This window comes from Duganella sp. GW821-FHT07F09, assembly GCF_059418705.1.
Genome location: NZ_JBWKQJ010000001.1, coordinates 90,816 through 110,855, shown reverse-complemented (window position 1 = coordinate 110,855; position 20,040 = coordinate 90,816). Strand labels below are relative to the sequence as shown.

Annotated in this window: 22 protein-coding genes; 18 read left to right on the top strand and 4 right to left on the bottom strand. The window is 63.3% G+C overall.

The genetic code is table 11. From position 1 onward, the window contains the following. Positions 1–50: 50 nt before the first annotated feature. The 3 genes from AC07P1_RS00555 to kynU form a co-directional block, all read right to left on the bottom strand. Positions 51–596, bottom strand: coding sequence for an RBBP9/YdeN family alpha/beta hydrolase (locus AC07P1_RS00555; RefSeq protein WP_494694018.1), 546 nt, complete (start codon positions 594–596; stop codon positions 51–53). 248 nt (positions 597–844) lie between these two features. Then, positions 845–1,741 carry a tryptophan 2,3-dioxygenase gene (gene kynA, locus AC07P1_RS00550; protein ID WP_494694017.1) on the bottom strand — a complete coding sequence of 299 codons (897 nt, stop codon included), beginning with the start codon at positions 1,739–1,741 and terminating at the stop codon, positions 845–847. Positions 1,742–1,751: 10 nt separating this feature from the next. Next, entirely contained in the window at positions 1,752–3,002 is a 1,251-nt protein-coding gene (gene kynU, locus AC07P1_RS00545; protein ID WP_494694016.1) for a kynureninase, read from the bottom strand. A 629-nt stretch (positions 3,003–3,631) separates the two neighbouring features. Here kynU and flhD point away from each other — a divergent pair. The 18 genes from flhD (at position 3,632) to AC07P1_RS00455 (ending at position 19,159) form a co-directional block, all read left to right on the top strand. Next, the gene (flhD, locus tag AC07P1_RS00540; RefSeq protein WP_463449917.1) at positions 3,632–3,949 is read left to right on the top strand and encodes a flagellar transcriptional regulator FlhD; all 318 of its coding nucleotides are present in this window, start codon (positions 3,632–3,634) and stop codon (positions 3,947–3,949) included. Positions 3,950–4,019: 70 nt separating this feature from the next. Then, positions 4,020–4,565 (top strand): flagellar transcriptional regulator FlhC, encoded by a 546-nt coding sequence (gene flhC / locus AC07P1_RS00535; protein WP_494694015.1) that lies wholly within the window; start codon positions 4,020–4,022, stop codon positions 4,563–4,565. Next, the gene (locus AC07P1_RS00530) at positions 4,562–5,362 is read left to right on the top strand and encodes an SAM-dependent methyltransferase (protein WP_494694014.1); all 801 of its coding nucleotides are present in this window, start codon (positions 4,562–4,564) and stop codon (positions 5,360–5,362) included. Before flhC ends, AC07P1_RS00530 begins: the two co-directional genes overlap by 4 nt. A gap of 132 nt (positions 5,363–5,494) precedes the next feature. After that, positions 5,495–6,355, top strand: a complete 861-nt coding sequence (gene motA, locus AC07P1_RS00525) for a flagellar motor stator protein MotA (protein ID WP_494694013.1) — start codon at positions 5,495–5,497, stop codon at positions 6,353–6,355. Positions 6,356–6,408: 53 nt separating this feature from the next. Further along, a complete protein-coding gene (gene motB, locus AC07P1_RS00520) occupies positions 6,409–7,371 on the top strand; it encodes a flagellar motor protein MotB (RefSeq protein ID WP_494694012.1) in 963 nt (320 codons plus the stop codon). Between the two features lie 67 nt (positions 7,372–7,438). Continuing rightward, positions 7,439–7,987 carry a chemotaxis protein gene (locus AC07P1_RS00515; RefSeq protein WP_494694011.1) on the top strand — a complete coding sequence of 183 codons (549 nt, stop codon included), beginning with the start codon at positions 7,439–7,441 and terminating at the stop codon, positions 7,985–7,987. 84 nt (positions 7,988–8,071) lie between these two features. Then, positions 8,072–8,437, top strand: a complete 366-nt coding sequence (locus AC07P1_RS00510; protein WP_090314352.1) for a response regulator — start codon at positions 8,072–8,074, stop codon at positions 8,435–8,437. A 39-nt stretch (positions 8,438–8,476) separates the two neighbouring features. Beyond that, entirely contained in the window at positions 8,477–10,672 is a 2,196-nt protein-coding gene (gene cheA / locus AC07P1_RS00505; protein WP_494694010.1) for a chemotaxis protein CheA, read from the top strand. Between the two features lie 28 nt (positions 10,673–10,700). Further along, positions 10,701–11,189, top strand: coding sequence for a chemotaxis protein CheW (locus tag AC07P1_RS00500; protein ID WP_315214975.1), 489 nt, complete (start codon positions 10,701–10,703; stop codon positions 11,187–11,189). Between the two features lie 131 nt (positions 11,190–11,320). Next, positions 11,321–13,042, top strand: coding sequence for a methyl-accepting chemotaxis protein (locus AC07P1_RS00495; protein WP_494694009.1), 1,722 nt, complete (start codon positions 11,321–11,323; stop codon positions 13,040–13,042). A 49-nt stretch (positions 13,043–13,091) separates the two neighbouring features. After that, positions 13,092–13,967 (top strand): CheR family methyltransferase, encoded by an 876-nt coding sequence (locus AC07P1_RS00490; protein WP_494694008.1) that lies wholly within the window; start codon positions 13,092–13,094, stop codon positions 13,965–13,967. Between the two features lie 3 nt (positions 13,968–13,970). Continuing rightward, positions 13,971–14,567, top strand: a complete 597-nt coding sequence (gene cheD / locus AC07P1_RS00485) for a chemoreceptor glutamine deamidase CheD (RefSeq protein WP_494694007.1) — start codon at positions 13,971–13,973, stop codon at positions 14,565–14,567. A 65-nt stretch (positions 14,568–14,632) separates the two neighbouring features. After that, positions 14,633–15,703, top strand: a complete 1,071-nt coding sequence (locus tag AC07P1_RS00480; RefSeq protein ID WP_494694006.1) for a protein-glutamate methylesterase/protein-glutamine glutaminase — start codon at positions 14,633–14,635, stop codon at positions 15,701–15,703. 174 nt (positions 15,704–15,877) lie between these two features. Then, positions 15,878–16,267 carry a chemotaxis response regulator CheY gene (cheY, locus tag AC07P1_RS00475; RefSeq protein WP_008450066.1) on the top strand — a complete coding sequence of 130 codons (390 nt, stop codon included), beginning with the start codon at positions 15,878–15,880 and terminating at the stop codon, positions 16,265–16,267. Continuing rightward, positions 16,267–16,935 (top strand): protein phosphatase CheZ, encoded by a 669-nt coding sequence (cheZ, locus tag AC07P1_RS00470; RefSeq protein WP_494694005.1) that lies wholly within the window; start codon positions 16,267–16,269, stop codon positions 16,933–16,935. Before cheY ends, cheZ begins: the two co-directional genes overlap by 1 nt. A 66-nt stretch (positions 16,936–17,001) precedes the next feature. Beyond that, complete coding sequence (locus AC07P1_RS00465) at positions 17,002–18,216, top strand: EAL and HDOD domain-containing protein (protein ID WP_494694004.1); 1,215 nt, start codon at positions 17,002–17,004, stop codon at positions 18,214–18,216. A gap of 84 nt (positions 18,217–18,300) precedes the next feature. Then, complete coding sequence (locus tag AC07P1_RS00460) at positions 18,301–18,714, top strand: hypothetical protein (protein WP_494694003.1); 414 nt, start codon at positions 18,301–18,303, stop codon at positions 18,712–18,714. Between the two features lie 13 nt (positions 18,715–18,727). Then, positions 18,728–19,159: a hypothetical protein gene (locus tag AC07P1_RS00455; RefSeq protein ID WP_494694002.1), complete on the top strand. Its 432-nt coding sequence runs from the start codon at positions 18,728–18,730 to the stop codon at positions 19,157–19,159. Here AC07P1_RS00455 and panC read toward each other — a convergent pair. Beyond that, complete coding sequence (gene panC / locus AC07P1_RS00450; protein WP_494694001.1) at positions 19,156–19,995, bottom strand: pantoate--beta-alanine ligase; 840 nt, start codon at positions 19,993–19,995, stop codon at positions 19,156–19,158. The two genes, AC07P1_RS00455 and panC, sit on opposite strands and share 4 nt — an antisense overlap. Positions 19,996–20,040: the final 45 nt, after the last annotated feature.

The following is a 20,040-nucleotide window of genomic DNA, read 5'->3' as shown; positions in this document are numbered from 1 at the left end:
AGCGAATTTTTCGAGCGCCGCCGTGCCAGCATCGGCATGCCCCTGGTCCTCTAGCGCTGGACTTTTTCGCAGAGGTCCAGCAAGAGTTTTTCACCTTCCGGCCAGGGGCCGTAGCCGGCGTCGCCGTTGATATGGCCGGCGTCGCCGATCTCGGTGTAGTCGCTTCCCCAGGCCTTTGCGAACTGCCGCGCGCGTGCCGTGCCGACGTAGGGATCGTTCGCGCTGGCGATGACGATGCTGGGAAAAGGCAGGCGCTCCAGCAGCATCGGCTGGAAGCCGGTGGTGCAGTCGGGATAGGAGGGGGCGTCGGTGTCGCTGGGCGCGACCAGGAAGGCGCCGGCGATGCGGTGCGCGGAGCCGGAGGCGGCCCAGCGCGCCACCAGGGAGCAGCTCAGGCTGTGCGCGGCCACCACCGGCGGACGTTGGCACAGGGCGATGGCGGCGTCCAGCTCGGCCACCCATTCGTCGCGGTCCGGGGTTTCCCAGTCGCGGTGGGGCACGCGGACCCAGGTCGGGTGGTTTTGCTCCCATCGGGTTTGCCAGTGGGCGGGGCCGGAGTTCCACAGGCCGGCCAGGGTGAGTACTTCGTAGTCCATGTGCGTTCCTTGCTGGGTTGGATGGCTGGCATCTTAACCCAGGCACGGGGCCGTGCCGGGGCGGCCCGTGTGATATGCGCAAGCGGGGACAATGCGGGAGCCGGCGGTGATGCATGCATGGCGGATTACGCTACGCTAATCCGCCCTACGTGTCACTGTGGCGGTCCGGCGCCTTCTAGTCGTTCTGAAACACGTAGGGCGGATTAGCCGAAGGCGTAATCCGCCATGCGCCGCCGGGGACGCCAGCTTTACAGCGCCGTGCGCAACGCGAACAGCTCGGGGAACAGCACCACGTCGAGCATCTTGCGCAGGTAGCTGACGCCGGCCGTGCCGCCGGTGCCGGTCTTGAAGCCGATGATGCGCTCGACCGTGGTGACGTGGCGGAAGCGCCAGAAACGGAACGCCGTCTCCAGGTCGACCAGCTTTTCGGCCAGCTCGTACAGGGCCCAGTGCTTCGACGGGTCGCGGTACACCTCCAGCCACGCGTTCTGCACCGAGTCGTCGGCGGCCGTCGGCAGGGTCCAGTCGGCGTCGAGCCGCTCGGCGGCGATCGGCAGGCCGTTGCGGGCCAGTAGCTTGATCGCTTCGTCGTACACCGACGGCTCGCGCAGGGCCTTGTCCAGCACCGCGAAGGCGTCCGGCGCGGTGTTGTGGACACTCAGCAGGGCAGCGTTTTTGTTGCCGAGGATAAATTCGATCTCGCGGTATTGATACGACTGGAAGCCCGACGAGGCGCCCAGGTACGGGCGGATCGCGGTGTATTCGGGCGGCGTCATCGTCGCCAGCACATCCCAGGCGTGCACCAGCTGGTCCATGATGCGCGCCACCCGCGCCAGCATCTTGAAGGCCGGCGCCAGGTCGTTCGATTGCAGGTGCGCACGCACGGCGTGCATTTCGTGCAGCATCAGCTTCATCCACAGCTCGCTGGTCTGATGCTGGACGATAAACAGCATTTCGTTGTGGTTGGGCGACAGCGGATGCTGGGCGTTGAGGATCTGGTTCAGGCCCAGATAGTCGCCGTAGCTCATCGAGTTGCTGAAGTCCATCTGCGCGCCGTGCCATGTGGCGTCGCCGACGCCCGGGGCGCTCGCATCGGCGGTCGCGTGCATCGGGCAGCCACTGGCCGCCGGTTTGTGTTCGGTCATGATGATCTCGTCAGGTGACGGCGTCGCGCTTGGCGTCGACGTCGTAGTCTTTGCGGTCCAGGATGTCGCGCAGGATTTCGACCGCGTCCCATACTTCCGTATGGCTGGTGTAGAGCGGCGTGAAACCGAAGCGCATGATGGCCGGCTCGCGGTAGTCGCCGATGACGCCGCGCGCGATCAGCGCCGACATCACCGCGTAGCCGTGCGGATGCGTGAAGCCGACCTGGCTGCCCCGGCGCGCGTGCTCCCGGGGCGTGACCAGTCCCAAAGGGTGGTCGGCGCAGCGCCGCTCCACCAGTTCGATGAACAGGTCGGTGAGCGCCAGCGATTTGTCGCGGATCGCGGCCATCGACGTTTGTTCGAACACCTCCAGCCCGCTCTCGACCATCGCCAGCGACACCACCGGCTGGGTGCCGCACAGCGCGCGGCCGATGCCGTCGGCCGGGGCGAAGTCCGGCGCCATGGCGAACGGCGCGGCGTGGCCCCACCAGCCCGACAGCGGCTGCGTGAAGCGGGCCTGGTGCCGGCGCGGCACCCAGATGTAGGCCGGGGCGCCGGGGCCGCCGTTCAAGTACTTGTAGGTGCAGCCGACGGCCAGGTCGGCGCCGTCGCCGTTCAGGTCCAGCGGCACCGCGCCGGCCGAGTGGGCCAGGTCCCAGACGATCAGCGCGCCGGCGGCGTGGGCGAGGGCGCTGGTGGCGCGCATGTCGTGCTGGTAGCCGGTGCGGTAGTTCACGTGGGTCAGCATGACGACGGCGGTGTCCGCGCCGATGGCGGCCGCCAGTTCCCCGACCGAGTCGACCAGCTTGACGGTATAACCACGATCGAGCCAACCGCTCAGGCCCTGGGCCATATAGATGTCGGTCGGGAAGTTGGAGCGTTCGGTGACGATCACGCGCCGGGTCGCGGAGACCGGGTCGCTGGCCTGCATGTTCAGCGCGGCGGCCAGCGCCTTGAACAGGTTGAGCGAGGTGGTGTCGGTGATGACCACTTCGTCCGGGGCGCCGCCGATCAGCGGCGCCAGGCGGTTTCCCAGCCTTTTTGGCAGGTCAAACCAACCGGCGGTATTCCAACTACGGATCAGGTCGTGTCCCCATTCCTGCGCGATGACGTGCTGGGCGCGGGTGAGGGCGGCTTTCGGCCGGGCGCCCAGAGAATTGCCGTCCAGATATATCACGCCGGCCGGCAGATCGAAGCGGTCGCGCAGCGCGGCGAGCGGATCTTGCGCGTCGCGTTGCAGGCAGTCATTGCGAGTTGTCATTAAGTTACCTTCTTTTGAGGCCGTTGATGCTTTAGGCTTAAACAAGTTGTCTGATACGCCAGTGTAACAGGAAAATCCGCTGGTTCCGGCCGCGAACGGCCCACCCGGGGCGCCACGCCGCGCCCCGCAAACCCGCATGGATGCTGGCTTTGCGGGCTGTTCCAAAATTATTTTCGATTTTTTTCAAATAAATTCAAAAAATCCCTAAAGTTCCCGGAGACCTTGCCGTTACCAGATTCATGAAGCGCGTAAAAGGAAGTAAAACGCAGCTCGGCTTGCATGGATGTAGTCGAAAATAATTTAAAATTTTTCTGTGGAAACCCTAAAGTTCCCGAAAAAGCTGCCGTAACCGGGTTAGATGTAGCAAAAAAGAGTCGCCATACGAACTATTTTTTCGTGTCATGACAGGACTTTTTTGAAGATTCTCAGCCACATAATTGCCCCGCCGCAAGGGCGTAGGGCCTAGATCCACGAGTGTTTGTCAGACAAACACCGACGGGTCGCGTTCGCTATTTCCCGACGGAAAATACGGAAAGTCTCCTCTACTCGTATTTTTGTTGCTCCCGCAGAATGTATCTCACTGGAAACGCAATTGTGTTCCGCAGTGAAACAAATACTGGGAGATGGAAATGACCGCAAACGATATGATGGCTGAAATTCGCGATGCTAACCTGAGCTACCTGATGCTCGCGCAGCAGATGATCCGCGCCGACAAAGTCACCGCGATCTTCCGTCTGGGCATCGCCGCCGACATCGCCGACCTGATCGAAGGCATGAGCAACGCTCAAATCCTCAAGCTGGCAGGCGGCAACATGATGCTGGCCCGCTTCCGCTTCGACGATGGCGCCATCCTGTCGATGCTGACCAACTATAATAAAGACCGTTCCCTGGCCCAGTCGCACGCCGCCATCCTGATGGCCGGCCAGGCTGTCGAAGAAATCGCTTAAGTCGTTCGTACTGAACGCCATCGCATCGCAAAGCGCATTACCATCATCTAGACAGCCGGGAGCAGGGATCATGACCAAGAAAAGCGTAGTGTCCGAAGCACAGGAAATTCAGCTTGCGATTGAACTGATCCAGCTGGGCGCGCGCCTGCAACTGCTGGAAACCGAAGTGTCGCTGTCGCGCGAGCGCCTGCTCAAGCTGTACAAAGAGCTGCGCGGCGTGTCGCCGCCGAAGGGCATGCTGCCGTTCTCGACCGACTGGTTCCTGACCTGGCAGCCGAACATCCATTCCTCGTTGTTCATCAACATCCATAAATTCCTGGTCGAGCATGCCGGCGCCACCGGCATCGAAGCGGTCATGAAGGCCTACAAGCTGTATCTGGAACAAATGCCGCCGGAACCGGGCGAAGAGCCGCTGCTGTCGCTGACCCGCGCCTGGACCCTGGTGCGCTTTTTCGGCAGCAAGATGCTGGAACTGGCCCCATGCGGCAAATGCCAGGGTAAATACGTGGTCAACTGCATGGACCTGAACGGCAGCTATGTCTGCGGCCTGTGCCACATGCCTTCGCGCGCCGGCAAGACCAAGAAGTCCCGCGACGCCGACGCCCTGGCCGCGTGACCCGCCACATTCCCCAAGCTTCCTATCTCCGACGCATCGTCCGCGCGCCCGCCGTGCGGGCCTTGCTGATCCAATGCGGCGCCGCGCCGCTCAGCCTCGGCCTGGTGTACCTGCTGGCCAGCTTCCATTTTCCCGTCGATTACCTGACCGTCGCCGTCGTGCACGGCGTGGTCGCCGCCGCCATCACCTGGCTGGCGGGACTGGCCGTGTGGTGGCGCGCGATCGAATTCTTTTTCCCGCTGGCGGTGCTGGCGGCCTTGTCGCTGCGGCTGCCGCCGTGGCTGTTCCTGGCGGTCTTCCTGGTGTTGCTGGGCCTGTACTGGTCGACCTTCCGCACGCAGGTTCCTTATTACCCGTCGCGCCCGGCCGTGTGGGACGCGGTGCGCCAGCAGTTGCCGCCGCCCCGCGCCGACGGCCGGCCGCTGCGCGTGATCGACATCGGCAGCGGGCTGGGCGGGTTGGTGATGTATCTGGCCCGGACGCGGCCGGATATCGAATGCGTCGGCATCGAGCTGGCGCCACTGCCCTGGTTATATAGCCGCGTGCGCACCGCCATGGGCGGCGGCCGCGCGCGCTTCCTGCTCGGCGATTACGAGCGCCTCGATTTCGGCCAATTCGATCTGGTGTTCGCCTATCTGTCGCCGGCCGCGATGGGTGGTTTATGGCGCAAGGCGGAGGCCGAAATGTGTCCTGATGCCATACTTATAAGCTATGAATTTGCAATCGACGCGCGGGCGCCCGATCAGACCATTCTCGCCACAGACGACACCGCCCCACTCTATAAATGGTACTTTTAAGCATCATTTGGCGTTATTCACTTGCTCGGCCACCCCCGGACACGTTATTGTAGTTCTACACGTAAATTTATTGAAATCGGGCCGGCGTTAGTTGACATTTTGGCCTTGTTTCACTATGGGGAGTCAGGTCACTTGTTAGTCATAATCGGATATGTGGTGGTGCTGGTCGGCGTCTTCGGTGGTTACGCGATGGCGGGCGGGCATTTGGCCGCGCTGTTCCAGCCGCTGGAGCTGGTGATGATCGGCGGCGGCGCGATTGGGGCTTTCATTGTTGGTAACAATGGCAAGACCATCAAGGCCACGCTGGGCGCGCTGCCGACCCTGTTCAAGGGCTCGCGCTACACCAAGGATTTGTATATGGAGATGATGTCGCTGCTGTTCGACGTCCTGTCCAAGGTGCGCAAGGAAGGCTTGATGTCGATCGAAGGCGACATCGACAGCCCGGAGCAAAGCCCGCTGTTCAGCAAGTATCCGAGCGTGCTGGAGGATCATCACATCGTCGAATTCATGACCGATTACCTGCGCCTGATGGTGTCGGGGAATATGGATGCGTTCCAGATCGAGAACCTGATGGACAACGAGATCGAGACCCACCACCACGAGGGCGCTGCGCCGTCGCACGCCATCGCCAAGCTGGGCGACGGCCTGCCGGCGTTCGGCATCGTGGCGGCGGTGATGGGGGTGGTGCACACGATGGAAAACGTCGGCTTGCCGCCGGCCGAGCTGGGGATTCTGATCGCGCACGCGCTGGTCGGCACCTTCCTCGGGATTTTGCTGGCCTACGGTTTCGTCGCTCCGCTGTCGAGCCTGCTTGAGCAAAAACTGGAGGAGTCGACCAAGATGTACCAGTGCGTCAAGGTCACCCTGCTGGCCAGCCTGAACGGCTACGCGCCGGCGCTGGCCGTCGAGTTCGGCCGCAAGGTGCTGTACTCGACCGAGCGTCCGACCTTCGGCGAGCTGGAAGACCATATCAAGAAATCGAAGGCGAAGTAAGCCCGGGATGAAACGCGCTATTGGAATCATGTTGGACTCATTGAGGAATCGTCATGGCTGAAGAAGGCTTACGGCCAATTATCGTCAAGCGCATCAAGAAGGGCGGCGGCGGCCACCATGGCGGCGCGTGGAAGATCGCGTACGCCGACTTCGTGACCGCGATGATGGCGTTCTTCCTGTTGATGTGGCTGCTTGGGTCGACCTCCAAGGGCGACTTGAAAGGGATCTCGGATTACTTCAAGACGCCGCTGAAGGTGGCCATGCAGGGCGGCTCGGGCAGCGGCGACAGCTCGTCGGTGATTCCCGGCGGCGGCAAGGACCTGACCCGCAAGGACGGCCAGGTGCAGGCCAGCGACGAGCCGGCGGTCAAGAAGACCTTCAACCTGACGGCCGCGCGCGCCGCCATCGAGGCCGAGGACGCGCAGCGCCTGAAGGCGCTGAAGGAAAAGATCGAGGCCAAGATTGAAACCAATCCGGTGCTGGTCAAGTACAAGAACCAGTTGCTGCTCGATATCACGACCGAGGGCTTGCGGATCCAGATCGTCGACGAGCAGAACCGTCCGATGTTCGCGCTGGCCAAGGCCGAGTTGCAGTCGTACACCAAGGAGATTTTGCACGAGATCGGTTTTGTGCTGAACGACGTGCCGAACCGCATCGGCCTGTCGGGCCATACCGATTCGACGCCGTACATGAGCGAGACCGGCTACAGCAACTGGGAATTGTCGGCCGACCGCGCCAACGCCTCGCGGCGCGAACTGATCGTCGGCGGCATGGCCGACGCCAAGGTGCTGCGGGTGGTGGGGCTGGCCTCGGCCGCCAATCTGGACAAGGCCGATCCGTTCAATCCGATCAACCGCCGCATCAGCATCCTGGTGATGAACAAGCGGACCGAGGAGAGCGTGATCCGCGACGGCGGCCGCCAGATCGAGGTCGGCGCCGAGGAGGAAGCGGCGGCGGCCTTGGCGGCGCCGCCGGCCGGGTCGGCAGCGCCGCCGGGGCCGCCGGTCCGCAAATAGACGGTGCAACAGGTCGCACACGGTAAGGCGTAAAGCGCGCAGCGAAGAGTAGAACAACGAGAATGTTATGACGAGAAAAAAAATCCTTGGGTCGCATGTAAAACGCCTGCTGTCGGGCGTGTCTGACCACGGGCGCAAGCATTTGACCGAGGTCGAGACCGATCTGATCCAGACCCGGCTGCTGCTGGAGGAGGCCATCGAGAAGCTGTCGTTCAACTTCATGGCCATCCACCAGACGGTGGAGGCCGAGCAGGCCACGATCCAGCTGCTGCTCGACGGCGGCATCGCCTCGCCCGAGCAGCGCGCGCAGCTGCAGGCGCTGCAGGGCCAGGTGGGCGGCTATGTCAACGCCGCCATCACCAGCATGCAGTTCCAGGACATGACGAGCCAGCTGATCGACCGCACGCTCAAGCGCGTCACCGGCCTGCGCGAGTTCCTCGGCACCCTGGGCGCGCACGGCGCCGAGATGCTGCCCGAGAGCGACAACGAGGAGATCGTCGCGCTGCTGGGCAAGGTCAGCATGGCGCTGGCGATACAGAGTTTGGAACTGCGCAGCGTGTTGCGCAAGGCGGTAAGTCAGCAACACCTGGAGAGCGGCGACATCGAATTGTTTTAAGGGTCGACCAGACCCCCGCTGAACACCGATTGTTTTAAAAAAAATGGACGTGCGCGTCCAGCATTGATAAGAGTGAGAACCAAGATGGCCAAGACAATACTTGCAGTTGATGATTCCAGTTCCCTGCGCCAGATGGTGGCCTTCAGCCTGAAGGCCGCCGGTTATCTGGTGGTGGAAGCGGTTGACGGCCAGGACGGCCTGGAAAAAGCCAAGCTGCAAAGCGTCGACCTGGTGCTGACCGACCAGAACATGCCGCGCATGGACGGCCTGCAGCTGATCGCGCTGCTGCGCGAGCTGCCGACCTACGCCAAGACGCCGATCCTGATGCTGACCACCGAGTCGTCCGACGAGATGAAGGCCAAGGGCCGCGCGGCCGGCGCCAACGGCTGGCTGGTCAAACCGTTCGATCCGCAGCGCCTCATCGAGGTAGTGAAGAAGGTCATCGGCTGATAAGGCGCGAGCAATGAGCGAACTTTACGGAGTATCACCATGACCATCGACATAAGTCAGTTTTTCCAGGTCTTCTTCGATGAGGCCGAGGAACTGCTGGCTGAAATGGAGCGGCTGCTGCTGGCCGTGGACGTCGCCGCCCCCGATGCCGAGGATCTGAACGCGATCTTCCGCACCGCCCATTCCGTCAAGGGTGGCGCCTCCACGTTCGGCGTGACCGACATGACGGAGGTCACGCACATCCTCGAGACCTTGCTCGACCGCATCCGCAAGGGCGAGATGGCGCTGACGTCCGAGCACGTCGACGCCTTCCTGGCCGCCAAGGACATCCTCAAGATGCAGCTCGACGGCCATCGCCTGGGCAGCACCGTCGACCAGGACGCCGTCGGCGACGTGCGCATGATGCTGCAGTCGCTGACCCAGGACGTGCCGGTGGTGGCGCTGTCGCCGGTGGCGCCGGCGTTCAACGCGACGGAGGCCAAGGTGGTCGACCACAGCGGCGGACGCCGCTACCGGCTCGAACTGCCCGTCATGGTGCACCGCGAGGTGACCGCGCTCGGCGCCGAGCTGGGATTGATGGGCCATGTGTCGATCACGCCGCTCGACAAGGACCGCAACGCGATGGTCGTGACCACGCACGAGAGCCTCGACGACATCATCGCCATCTGCTCGTTCGTGCTCAATCCGGACGACATGGTGGTGACCGAATTGCCGGCGCTGAGCGACAAGCAGGCCCGGGCCGAAAAGGCCGAACGTTCGAAGGTCGAGAGCGACCTCGGTTACGGCTTTTTCGACGAAACCGAATTGCATCCGACTATGGCGGGCGGCGGCCAGGGCTACGGCTTCTTCCAGCCGCTCGACGAGATCCGCGCCAACGCCAAGGAAGGCAACGACGACGCCAACGGCTACGGCTTCTTCCAGCCGGTCGAGCAGATCCGCTCCGCCGCCGGCATCGTGATCGAGGCGCCGCCGACGCCGGCCGTGGTCGAGGAACAGGAAAAGAAAGCCGCCAAGAAGGACGAGAAGGGCACGCCCGGCGCGGGCGCCGAATCGTCGTCGATCCGCGTGTCGATCGAGAAGGTCGACCAGTTGATCAACCTGGTGGGCGAGCTGGTGATCACGCAGGCGATGATCGAGCAGCGCGTCGACACGCTCGATCCGATGGCGCACGAGCGCCTGTTGAACAGCGTCAGCCAGCTGACCCGCAACACCCGCGACCTGCAGGAAGCGGTGATGTCGATCCGCATGATGCCGATGGACTTCGTGTTCTCGCGCTTCCCGCGCATGGTGCGCGACCTGGCCGCCAAGCTGGGCAAGAAGGTCGACTTCATCACCAACGGCGCCGCCACGGAACTGGACAAGGGCCTGATCGAGCGCATCGTCGATCCGCTGACGCACCTGGTGCGCAACTCGATCGACCACGGCATCGAGATGCCGGACGTGCGGCGCGCCGCCGGCAAGAGCGAGTCGGGCCGGCTGTTCCTGTCGGCCTCCCACCAGGGCGGCAACATCATCATCGAGGTGTCGGACGACGGCGGCGGCTTGAACCGCGAGCGCATCCTGGCCAAGGCCGAGCAAAACGGCCTGCCGCTGTCCGAAAACATGAGCGACGCCGAGGTCTGGCAACTGATCTTCGCGCCCGGCTTCTCGACCGCCGAAACGGTGACCGACGTTTCCGGACGCGGCGTCGGCATGGATGTCGTCAAGCGCAACATCACCGCCATGGGCGGCGTGGTCGACATCCGCTCGGCCAAGGGTTTCGGCACCACGATTTCGATCTCGCTGCCGCTGACCCTGGCGATCCTGGACGGCATGTCGATCCGGGTCGGCGAGGAGGTCTACATCCTGCCGCTGGGCTTTGTCATCGAGTCGCTGCAGCCGGTGGCCGACGACGTCAAGGAAATCAGCGGCAAGGGCCGCGTCATCAAGGTGCGCGGCGAGTACCTGCCGCTGGTGCCCCTGTACCAGATGTTCGACATCACGCCGCGCTTCACCGATCCGACCCAGGGCATCGTGGTCATCATCGAGACGGACGGCCGCAAGGCGGGCCTGTTCATCGACGACCTGGTCGGCCAGCAGCAGGTGGTGGTCAAGAACCTGGAATCGAATTACCGCAAGGTGGCCGGCATTTCCGGGGCCACCATCCTGGGCGACGGCGGCGTGTCGCTGATCCTCGATGTCGCCGCGCTGATACGCTCGTCGCGCCAGCTGTCCGACGAACAAATTTTCTCCTGACCCAACGCAACGTAAATAGGAAACCATCATGGCAGACGTACTAACCACAGGCGCAAACGAGATCGCCGGCCACGAATACCTGGCGTTCACGCTGGGCTCGGAGGAATACGGCATCGACATCCTCAAGGTGCAGGAGATCCGCGGCTACGAGGTGGTCACCCGCATCGCCAACGCGCCCGAGTTCATCAAGGGCGTGATCAACCTGCGCGGCATCATCATCCCGGTGGTGGACATGCGCATCAAGTTCAACCTGGGCGAGCCGGTGTACGACCAGTTCACCGTCGTCATCATCCTCAACATCAGCGGCCGCATCGTCGGCATGGTGGTCGATTCGGTGTCCGACGTGACCACCCTGACGCCGGAGCAGGTCAAGCCGGCGCCGGAGATGGGCACCGCCTTCAGCTCCGACTACATGATCGGCCTGGGCACCATCGACGAGCGCATGCTGATCCTGGTGAACATCGACAAACTGATGTCGAGCGCCGAGATGGGCTTGATGGAACAACTGGCGGCCTAAACCTTGCCCCGAAGCGGCCGCGTCGGCCGCGGAAGCGCTCCACAGAGGGCGTGCCCAACGACTATTACGATCATCGGCCTGGTAGCAGCGTTCCGGCGAGCACAAGCACACAGCAATAGGGGAGAAACACCATGAACTTACGCGATTTCACCATCGGTACACGACTGCGCATCGGCTTCGGCGGCATTTTGCTGATCCTGGTGGCCATGGTCTTGATGACCAACTACCTCAACTTCAGCAACAAGAGCAAGCTGACCACGGGCCTGGAGCTGAGCACCGCCAAGAACCTGCAGGCGGCCGCCATGAAAAGCGCGATGCTGGAAACCGGCATCGCCATGCGCAACATCGGCCTGCAATCGGACGTGAGCCTGATGCAAAAGGAGGAGCAGAAGGTCAAGGACCACCGCGCCCACTACGACAAGGCGATCGCCGACCTCAAGGCGCTGGGCCTGAGCGACGACGAGAAAAAGGTGCTGGCCGATATCTCCAAGCTCGACGCCGACACCGACAGCGCCTTCAAGGAGGCGATCGGGCAAGTGCTGGCGTTTAACAGCGAGGGCGCGGCCAAGGTCATTTCCGGCCGCATCGATCCGCTCAACCAGCAAACCTTGGCGCAGATCAACAAACTGGTCGACATGCAGCAGGCCGCCGCCAAGCATGTGATGGAGGGTTCCGTCACAGCCGACCGCTCGCTGATGTTCGTGCTGTTCGGCCTGGGCGCGGTGGCCGTGGCGCTGGGCGTGGTGTGCGCGGTGGTGATCACCCGGTCGATCGTGGTGCCGCTGTCGGGCGCGGTGGCCGTGGCCCAGCGCGTGGCCTCGGGCGAGCTGACCTCGGACGTGCGGGTCGAGGGCAAGGATGAAACGAGCGAGCTGCTGCAGGCGCTGCGGGACATGAACGAGAGCCTGGCCAAGACGGTGGGCGACGTGCGCAGCGGTACCGAACTGATCACCACGGCCTCGCACGAGATCGCCGCCGGCAACGCCGACCTGTCGTCGCGCACCGAATCGCAAGCGAGCTCGCTGGAGGAAACCGCGTCGTCGATGGAAGAATTGACGTCGACCGTCAAGCAGAACGCCGACAACGCCCGCCAGGCCAACCAGCTGGCGGTGACCGCCTCGTCGGTGGCGGAGAAGGGCGGCAGCGTGGTGTCGCAGGTGGTCGAGACCATGGGCTCGATCAAGGCCAGCTCCAGCAAGATCGTCGACATCATCGGCGTCATCGACGGCATCGCCTTCCAGACCAACATCCTGGCGCTGAACGCGGCCGTGGAAGCGGCGCGCGCCGGCGAGCAGGGCCGGGGCTTCGCGGTGGTGGCGTCGGAAGTGCGCAACCTGGCGCAACGCTCGGCCGGCGCGGCCAAGGAGATCAAGGAATTGATCGGCGACTCGGTCAACAAGGTCGATGCCGGCAGCCGCCTGGTCGACGAGGCCGGACAGACGATGGACCTGATCGTGACGTCGATCCGCCAGGTGGCCGACATCATGGGCGAGATCACCGCCGCCACGCAGGAACAGAGCAACGGCATCGAGGAAGTCAACCAGGCCATCACGCAAATGGACGAGATGACGCAGCAGAACGCCGCGCTGGTCGAACAGTCGGCCGCCGCCGCCGAGAGCATGCAGGAGCAGGCCGAGCTGCTGGCGCAGGCGGTCAGCGTGTTCAAGCTGGCCGAGGATGGCGGCATGCGCCGGCCAGCCCCCGCCGTCGCCGCGCCCAAGCCGGTCGCGCGCGCCGCGCCCAGGCAGGTAAGCGCCCCGGCCGCGCCGGCGCCCAAGCCCAAGGCGCCGGCGGCGCCGAAGAAGCTGACCACGTCGTCGCAGACCAGCGGCGACGAGTGGGAAGAATTTTAAACCATAGCGTTAAACAGCAGCACCAGTGCAGTAAACCAAGGAACACCCAATGCCGCATACTAAAGACACCGTCAAAGAGTTCGATTTCAATGCCAAGGATTTCGAACGTGTTCGCGGCCTCATCTACAAACGCGCCGGCATCTCGCTGGCCGACAGCAAGCAGGAAATGGTGTACAGCCGCCTGGCGCGGCGGCTGCGCGCCACCGGCATCGCCTCGTTCGCCAAGTACCTCGACGACCTCGAGGCGGGCCGCCTTGGCGAGGAGTGGGAGTCGTTCACCAACGCGCTGACCACCAACCTGACGTCGTTCTTCCGCGAGGCGCACCACTTCCCGCTGCTGGCCGAGCATGTGAAGAACAAGCGCGAGCCGATCACCATCTGGTGCTCGGCCGCCTCCACCGGCGAGGAGCCGTATTCGATCGCCATGACGGTGTGCGAGGCGTTCAACACGCTCACGCCGAACTGCCACATCATCGCCACCGACATCGACACCAACGTGCTGGCCCACGCCGAAAACGGCGTCTATACGATGGACCGGCTCGACAAGATGTCGCCCGAGCGCTCGCGCCGCTTCTTCCTCAAGGGCAAGGGCGACCGCGAGGGCATGGCGCGCGTGCGCCCCGAACTGCGCAATATGATCACGTTCAAGCCGCTCAACCTGCTGGCCGACGGCTGGCCCGTCAGCGGCCAGTTCGACGTCATCTTTTGCCGCAACGTGATGATTTATTTCGACAAGCCGACGCAGCGCAAGATCCTGTCGCGCTTTGTCCCACTGATGAAGCCGGACGCCTTGCTCTTCGCGGGCCATTCGGAGAATTTCCTCTACGTGTCCGAGTCGCTCAAACTACGCGGCAAGACGGTGTACGAGTTGGACGATCAACACCGCGGCGCCGCTTCGAAAAGCGGCGCGACCAACACGAGATAACCCATGGACCTCGAACAATTTGCCACGAACGTGTATTTCGATCGCACGTTCGACTGCGACGCCGCCAAGATATTGCCCGGCGAGTATTATTTCACCAACAAGGACATGTTGATCGTGACCGTGCTCGGCTCATGCGTGTCGGCCTGCATCCGCGACCGGGTCACCGGCCTGGGCGGCATGAACCACTTCATGCTGCCCGACGGCGGCGGCGACGGCAGCCCGGTGTCGGCCTCGGCGCGCTACGGCACCTACGCGATGGAAATCCTGATCAACGACCTGCTCAAGGCCGGCGCCAAGCGCGAGAACATGGAGGCCAAGGTGTTCGGCGGCGGCGCCGTGCTCAAGGGCTTCACGGCGATCAATGTCGGCGAGCGCAACGCCGCCTTCGTGCTCAGCTTCCTCAAGACCGAGAAGATCCGCGTGGTGGCCGAGGACTTGAACGACATCCACCCGCGCAAGGTGTACTTCTTCCCCCGCACCGGCAAGGTGCTGGTCAAGAAGCTGATGCAAACCCATAACGATACCCTGGCCAAGCGCGAGAACGAATACGCCAGCCGCCTCAAAAAGGCGCCGGTGGGCGGCGAGATCGATCTGTTCTGACCGAACGTCGGGACGGATACAGTAGACACAGTAGATACAGGGCCAGGCCCGGAAAGTAGCGTTTTATGAAGATCAAAGTCCTCATCGTCGATGACTCCGCGTTGATCCGCAGCGTCATGAGCGAGATCATCAACAGCCAGGCCGACATGGAAGTGGTGGGCGTGGCGCCCGATCCGCTGGTGGCGCGCGAATTGATCAAACAGACCAATCCCGACGTGCTGACCCTGGACGTCGAGATGCCGAAGATGGACGGCCTCGATTTTCTGGAGAAATTGATGCGTTTGCGTCCGATGCCGGTGGTGATGGTATCCTCGCTGACCGAGCGGGGCTCGGAAATCACGATGCGCGCGCTGGAACTGGGCGCGGTCGATTTCGTCACCAAACCGAAAATCTCGATCCAGGCGGGCATGCGCGAGTACACCGACCTCATCACCGACAAGATCCGCGCCGCCGCCAAGGCCCGCGTGCGCGCGCGCGTGCTGCCCCAGCCGGGCGCCGAGGGGCAGGTGCCGCTGCCGCAGCTGCGCAACCCGCTGACGTCGTCGGAAAAGCTGATCATCATCGGCGCCTCCACCGGCGGCACCGAGGCGATCCGCGAATTCCTGATGCAGATGCCGTCGGACTGCCCCGGCATCCTGATCGCCCAGCACATGCCCGAGGGCTTTACCCGCTCGTTCGCCAAGCGGCTCGACAGCCTGTGCAAGATCTCGGTGCAGGAGGCGGCCGGCAACGAGCGGGTGCTGCCGGGCCACGCCTACATCGCGCCGGGCCACTCGCACCTGTACCTGACCCGCAGCGGCGCCAACTACATGACCCGCATCGACCAGGCCGATCCGGTCAACCGCCACCGGCCGTCGGTCGACGTGCTGTTCCGCTCGGCGGCCCAGGCGGCCGGCAAGAACGCGGTCGGCGTGATCCTGACCGGCATGGGCAAGGACGGCGCCGCCGGCATGCTGGAGATGCGCACGGCCGGGGCGTATAATTTCGCCCAGGACGAGGCCAGTTGCGTGGTGTTCGGCATGCCGCGCGAGGCGATCGCGGTCGGCGCCGCCCACGAGGTCGGCGCGCTGCAGGCGCTGCCGGGCATGGTGCTGGGCCACCTGGCCGCGCACGGCTCGCGCGCGCTGCGGGTGTAATGGCAATTGTTTGTGCGATTACCCGTGTAATTGCGAGGAACCCGGGCTAAATGTGTCCCGGGTGACGTTTTACTGCTACTTTGTTCGCCTTAGAGCAACGAAAATGCTATCCTACAACTTGATGGAAATTGTAGGCATTATTCACAACCGCGTAGAGAATCAACGGAGTAATTCATGGCTGATCCAAAGATGAAATTTTTAGTTGTTGACGATTTTTCGACGATGCGTCGCATCGTCCGGAATCTGTTGAAAGAACTGGGTTATGCCAATGTCGACGAGGCCGAAGACGGCGTGATGGCGCTGGCCAAGCTGCGCGCCGAATCGTTCGACTTCGTCGTGTCCGACTGGAACATGCCGAACATGGACGGTCTGACGATGCTGCAAAACATCCGTGCCGACCCGGCGCTGGCCAAGCTGCCGGTGCTGATGGTGACGGCCGAAGCGAAGAAGGAAAACATCATCGCCGCCGCCCAGGCCGGCGCCAACGGTTACGTGGTCAAACCATTCACCGCCGCCACGCTGGATGAAAAGCTGAACAAGATCTTCGAAAAACTCGGGGCTTGATGATGGTTGAGCAACAAAGCGGCGCCGTCGCGTTGTCAGCGGCGGAGCCGAACGAGGAGTTTTTGTCGCGTATCGGTCACATGACCCGGGCCTTGCATGAGAGTTTGCGCGGTCTCGGCCTGGACAAGTTGATCGAGAAAGCGGCGTCGGACATTCCCGACGCCCGCGACCGCCTCGATTATGTGGCCCGTCTGAGCGAGGACGCGGCGCAGAAAGTGTTAAACGCCACCGACGCCGCCAGTCCGCTGCAGGACCGCATCGCCGGCGACGCCAGGCAGTTGAGCGCGTCGTGGAGCGGCCTGCTGGCGGCCTCCGCCGACGGCGCCGGCGCCCCGGCCGATGAACAGTGGCGCGCGCTGGCGCGGCAGACCATCGCCGCGCTCGACGGCGCTGCCGCCGGCTCGTCCGAGACCAAGGCCCATCTGATGGACATCATGATGGCCCAGGACTTCCAGGACTTGACCGGGCAGGTGATCAAGAAGGTGACGTCGATCGCGCAAAACCTGGAAAAGCAGTTGGTGCAGATGTTGATCGATTTTGCGCCGGAACAGATGAAGAAGGAAATCGACAACGGCTTGCTCAACGGACCGCAGATCGATCCGAAAGGCGAGGGCGTGGTGGCCGACCAGGAGCAGGTGGACGACCTGCTCGACAGTCTGGGCTTCTGACCTTGGCGCTGTACCGCCCGTAGCCCGCGCCTGGCGCCCGGGCCGCTGGCTTCACCCTTCATAACCATGCACCAGACCAATTTCCTCGTTCGTGAGCCGTTGTTGGATGCCAAGCAGCGGGTGGTGGGCTATGAGTTGTCGTGGCAGCAGCAAAAGTCCGCGCCGGCCTCGACGCCGGCCGACCTGGAGTTGCTGGTCGACTTCGTCGCCGAGCAAATGGTCGACGAGGACAACGGCAACTGGCTGCTGCGCGACAAAATCCTCTTTTTAGAAGCCGTGCCGGCCATGCTGTCGACCGATGCCTTGCACCGCCTGCCGCCGGAGCGCACGGTGCTCTCGCTCAAGGCGGCCGCGCTGGCCAATCCTGACACGCTGGCGGCGGTGCAGGCGCTGCGCGCCGGCGGCGTCGGCATCCTGCTGCGCGAGGCCGACCTGGCGCGCAGCGGCGCCCGCCTGCCGACCCTGGCCTCCTACGTCGAGGTGCGCTTTTCCGGCGCCGACGTCGCCACGCAGGCGCGCACCTATGCCGCATTCAAGCAGTCGACGGTGGGCATGATCGCGCGGCCGGTCAGCAACTGGGCCGACTTCGACGCCTGCGCCGCGCTGGGCCTGAACGCCTTCGTCGGCAAGCTGCACCTGACTCCACGCACCAGCTTGATGTCGAGCGGAATGAATCCGGCGCAAACGATCATCATGCAGCTGATGCAGATGGTGCGGCAGAACGCCGACATCGTCCACATCGAAACCGTGCTCAAGCATGACGCCACCCTGTCGTACAAGCTGCTGCGCTTCATCAACTCGGCCGGTTTCGGCGCCGGCCGCGAGGTGCAGTCGATCCGGCAGGCATTGGCCTTGCTGGGCTATACGCCGCTGTACCGCTGGCTGACCCTGCTGCTGGCGACGGCCAGCACGTCCGGCTATTCGCCGGTGCTGTTGGAGACGGCGGTGGTGCGCGGACGCCTGGCCGAGCTGCTGGGGCAGGCCGCGCTGGGCAAGAGCGCGGCCGAGAATATCTTCGTCGCCGGCATGTTCTCGCTGCTGGACCGGTTGCTGGGCATCAGTATGAAAGAGGTGCTGGCCAACATTCAGTTGTCGGACGATGTGGTGGCGGCATTGTTGACGCGCGGCGGCAAGTACGGGCCGTATCTGGCGCTGGCCGAGGCCTGCGAGCTCAATTCCGACCTGGTGGCCTCGCTGGCGGCGACGCTAAAGCTGAGCCCGGAAGACGTCAACACGGCGCACCTGTCGGCGCTGGCGTGGGCGCAAAGCGTGGCCGCGTAGCGCAGCTTACGCTGGCGCAAACGCCGCCCGAATAACTTCCGTGCGCGCGTTGACACGGCTGCGGGTCAGGTCGATCATAAACGGATGAACGCGAACCCCGACAAAGACTATATCGACGCCAAGACCGACTCCATCCGTGCTGGCATGGATGGGGCGTTGGGTGCGTTCGAGGCAAATGTCAATGCGAAATTCGCCGAGGTGAACGCGAAATTCGCCGAGGTAAATGGAAAATTCGCCGAGGTGAATGGAAAATTCGCGGCCGTGGACGCGAGCTTTGCCCAAGTGAGGACCGAAATTAGAGAGTCGGCCGAACGCATGACTTCCCAGATGGTCAAATGGATGGTCGGCATATTCGTCGCCACGCTCACCATTTTCTTCAGCTCGATGGTGTTTTTGCTGAATACCGCGATTCCAAAGTTGCAGGCCTCACCGACACAGGTCCTGCCACCCATCGTCATCCAACTGCCGCCCATGTCGGCGGCGGCGGCAAAACCTTGAAAAAGTGCCGACGATGAACGCCAATTCCGACAAAGACTACATCGACGCCAAGATTGAGGCGGCCCGGGCCGGTATGGATGGCAGGCTCGACTCATTCGAGGCGAATGTGAATGGCCGGTTCGCCGAGCTGAACGCCAAGATCGACAAGTCGGTCGCCGAGCTTAACGCCAAGATCGACAAGTCGGTCGCCGAGCTTAACGCCAAGATAGACAAGTCGGTCGCCGACCTGCGTAAGGACATCGCGGAATTCAGTGCACGCATGGTGCAGTGGATGGTCGGCATCTTCCTCGCCTCCATGGCGATTTTCATTACGCTCATGACCTTCGTGCTGAACAACGCCGTGCCGAAAGCCGCGCCGGCAACGCCGCCGGTGATCATCCAGCTTTCGCCGCAGGGCTTGACTATCCCGCCACCGGCCGCACCGGCGGCGAAACCCCAGCCTTAAATCTCGAGATTGTCGATCAGGCGGGTCGAGCCGAGCTTGGCGGCGGCCAGCACCACCAGCGGCGCGCCTTGCGCCAGGTCGCCGGCGCTCGGAGGCTGCAAATCGCTGCGCTTGCGGATCGACACATAGTCGGGCTTCCAGCCGCGCTTGGCCAGATCCTCCATCGCCTTGTGCTCGACCTGGAAGATATCCAGGTGGCCGGCGCGCATTTCGTTGGCCACGTAGTTCAGGCTCTGGAACAGCGCCGGCGCCTCCGCGCGCTCCGCTTCCGACAAATACATATTGCGCGACGACAGCGCCAGGCCGTCGTCGGCGCGGTAGGTTTCGGCGCCGATGATCTCGGTCGGCAGCGCGAACTGGCGCGCCATGTTGCGCACCATCATCAGCTGCTGGTAATCCTTCTTGCCGAACACGGCCACTTTCGGCTGCACGCACGAGAACAGCTTGAGCACGATGGTGGTCACGCCGGTGAAGAAGCCGGGGCGGAATTCGCCTTCCAGCGTGTTGCCCAGGTCGGCTGGCGGATTGACGCGGAACTCCTGCGGCTCCGGATACAAATCCTTCTCGGTCGGCGCGAACAGCACGTAGACGCCTTCCTTCTCCAGCTTCTCGACGTCGGCCTGGAAGGTGCGCGGATACTTGTCGAAGTCCTCGTTGGGGCCGAACTGCAGGCGGTTGACGAAGATCGATGCGACCACCGGATCGCCATGCTTGCGCGCCAGGCGCATCAGCGACAGGTGGCCTTCGTGCAGATTGCCCATCGTCGGAACGAAGGCGGTGCGCAGTTGACCGCTCAGTTGGTCGCGCAGTTCTTCAATGGTGGTGATGATTTTCATGACATGTTCGCTATCAGCGTAAAAGGGAATTCGGTTAGCGCGGGC

Bases quoted from the DNA above. Each gene is read 5' to 3' on its own strand.
- AC07P1_RS00495 (WP_494694009.1), top strand. From the start codon at position 11,321: ATGAACTTACGCGATTTCACCATCGGTACACGACTGCGCATCGGCTTC.
- motB (WP_494694012.1), top strand. From the start codon at position 6,409: ATGGCTGAAGAAGGCTTACGGCCAATTATCGTCAAGCGCATCAAGAAG.
- flhC (WP_494694015.1), top strand. From the start codon at position 4,020: ATGACCAAGAAAAGCGTAGTGTCCGAAGCACAGGAAATTCAGCTTGCG.
- AC07P1_RS00465 (WP_494694004.1), top strand. From the start codon at position 17,002: ATGCACCAGACCAATTTCCTCGTTCGTGAGCCGTTGTTGGATGCCAAG.
- AC07P1_RS00515 (WP_494694011.1), top strand. From the start codon at position 7,439: ATGACGAGAAAAAAAATCCTTGGGTCGCATGTAAAACGCCTGCTGTCG.
- AC07P1_RS00500 (WP_315214975.1), top strand. From the start codon at position 10,701: ATGGCAGACGTACTAACCACAGGCGCAAACGAGATCGCCGGCCACGAA.
- kynA (WP_494694017.1), bottom strand. From the start codon at position 1,741: ATGACCGAACACAAACCGGCGGCCAGTGGCTGCCCGATGCACGCGACC.
- cheY (WP_008450066.1), top strand. From the start codon at position 15,878: ATGGCTGATCCAAAGATGAAATTTTTAGTTGTTGACGATTTTTCGACG.
- AC07P1_RS00480 (WP_494694006.1), top strand. From the start codon at position 14,633: ATGAAGATCAAAGTCCTCATCGTCGATGACTCCGCGTTGATCCGCAGC.
- AC07P1_RS00460 (WP_494694003.1), top strand. From the start codon at position 18,301: ATGAACGCGAACCCCGACAAAGACTATATCGACGCCAAGACCGACTCC.
- flhD (WP_463449917.1), top strand. From the start codon at position 3,632: ATGACCGCAAACGATATGATGGCTGAAATTCGCGATGCTAACCTGAGC.
- cheZ (WP_494694005.1), top strand. From the start codon at position 16,267: ATGATGGTTGAGCAACAAAGCGGCGCCGTCGCGTTGTCAGCGGCGGAG.
- panC (WP_494694001.1), bottom strand. From the start codon at position 19,995: ATGAAAATCATCACCACCATTGAAGAACTGCGCGACCAACTGAGCGGT.
- cheD (WP_494694007.1), top strand. From the start codon at position 13,971: ATGGACCTCGAACAATTTGCCACGAACGTGTATTTCGATCGCACGTTC.
- AC07P1_RS00490 (WP_494694008.1), top strand. From the start codon at position 13,092: ATGCCGCATACTAAAGACACCGTCAAAGAGTTCGATTTCAATGCCAAG.
- cheA (WP_494694010.1), top strand. From the start codon at position 8,477: ATGACCATCGACATAAGTCAGTTTTTCCAGGTCTTCTTCGATGAGGCC.
- kynU (WP_494694016.1), bottom strand. From the start codon at position 3,002: ATGACAACTCGCAATGACTGCCTGCAACGCGACGCGCAAGATCCGCTC.
- AC07P1_RS00555 (WP_494694018.1), bottom strand. From the start codon at position 596: ATGGACTACGAAGTACTCACCCTGGCCGGCCTGTGGAACTCCGGCCCC.
- AC07P1_RS00455 (WP_494694002.1), top strand. From the start codon at position 18,728: ATGAACGCCAATTCCGACAAAGACTACATCGACGCCAAGATTGAGGCG.
- AC07P1_RS00510 (WP_090314352.1), top strand. From the start codon at position 8,072: ATGGCCAAGACAATACTTGCAGTTGATGATTCCAGTTCCCTGCGCCAG.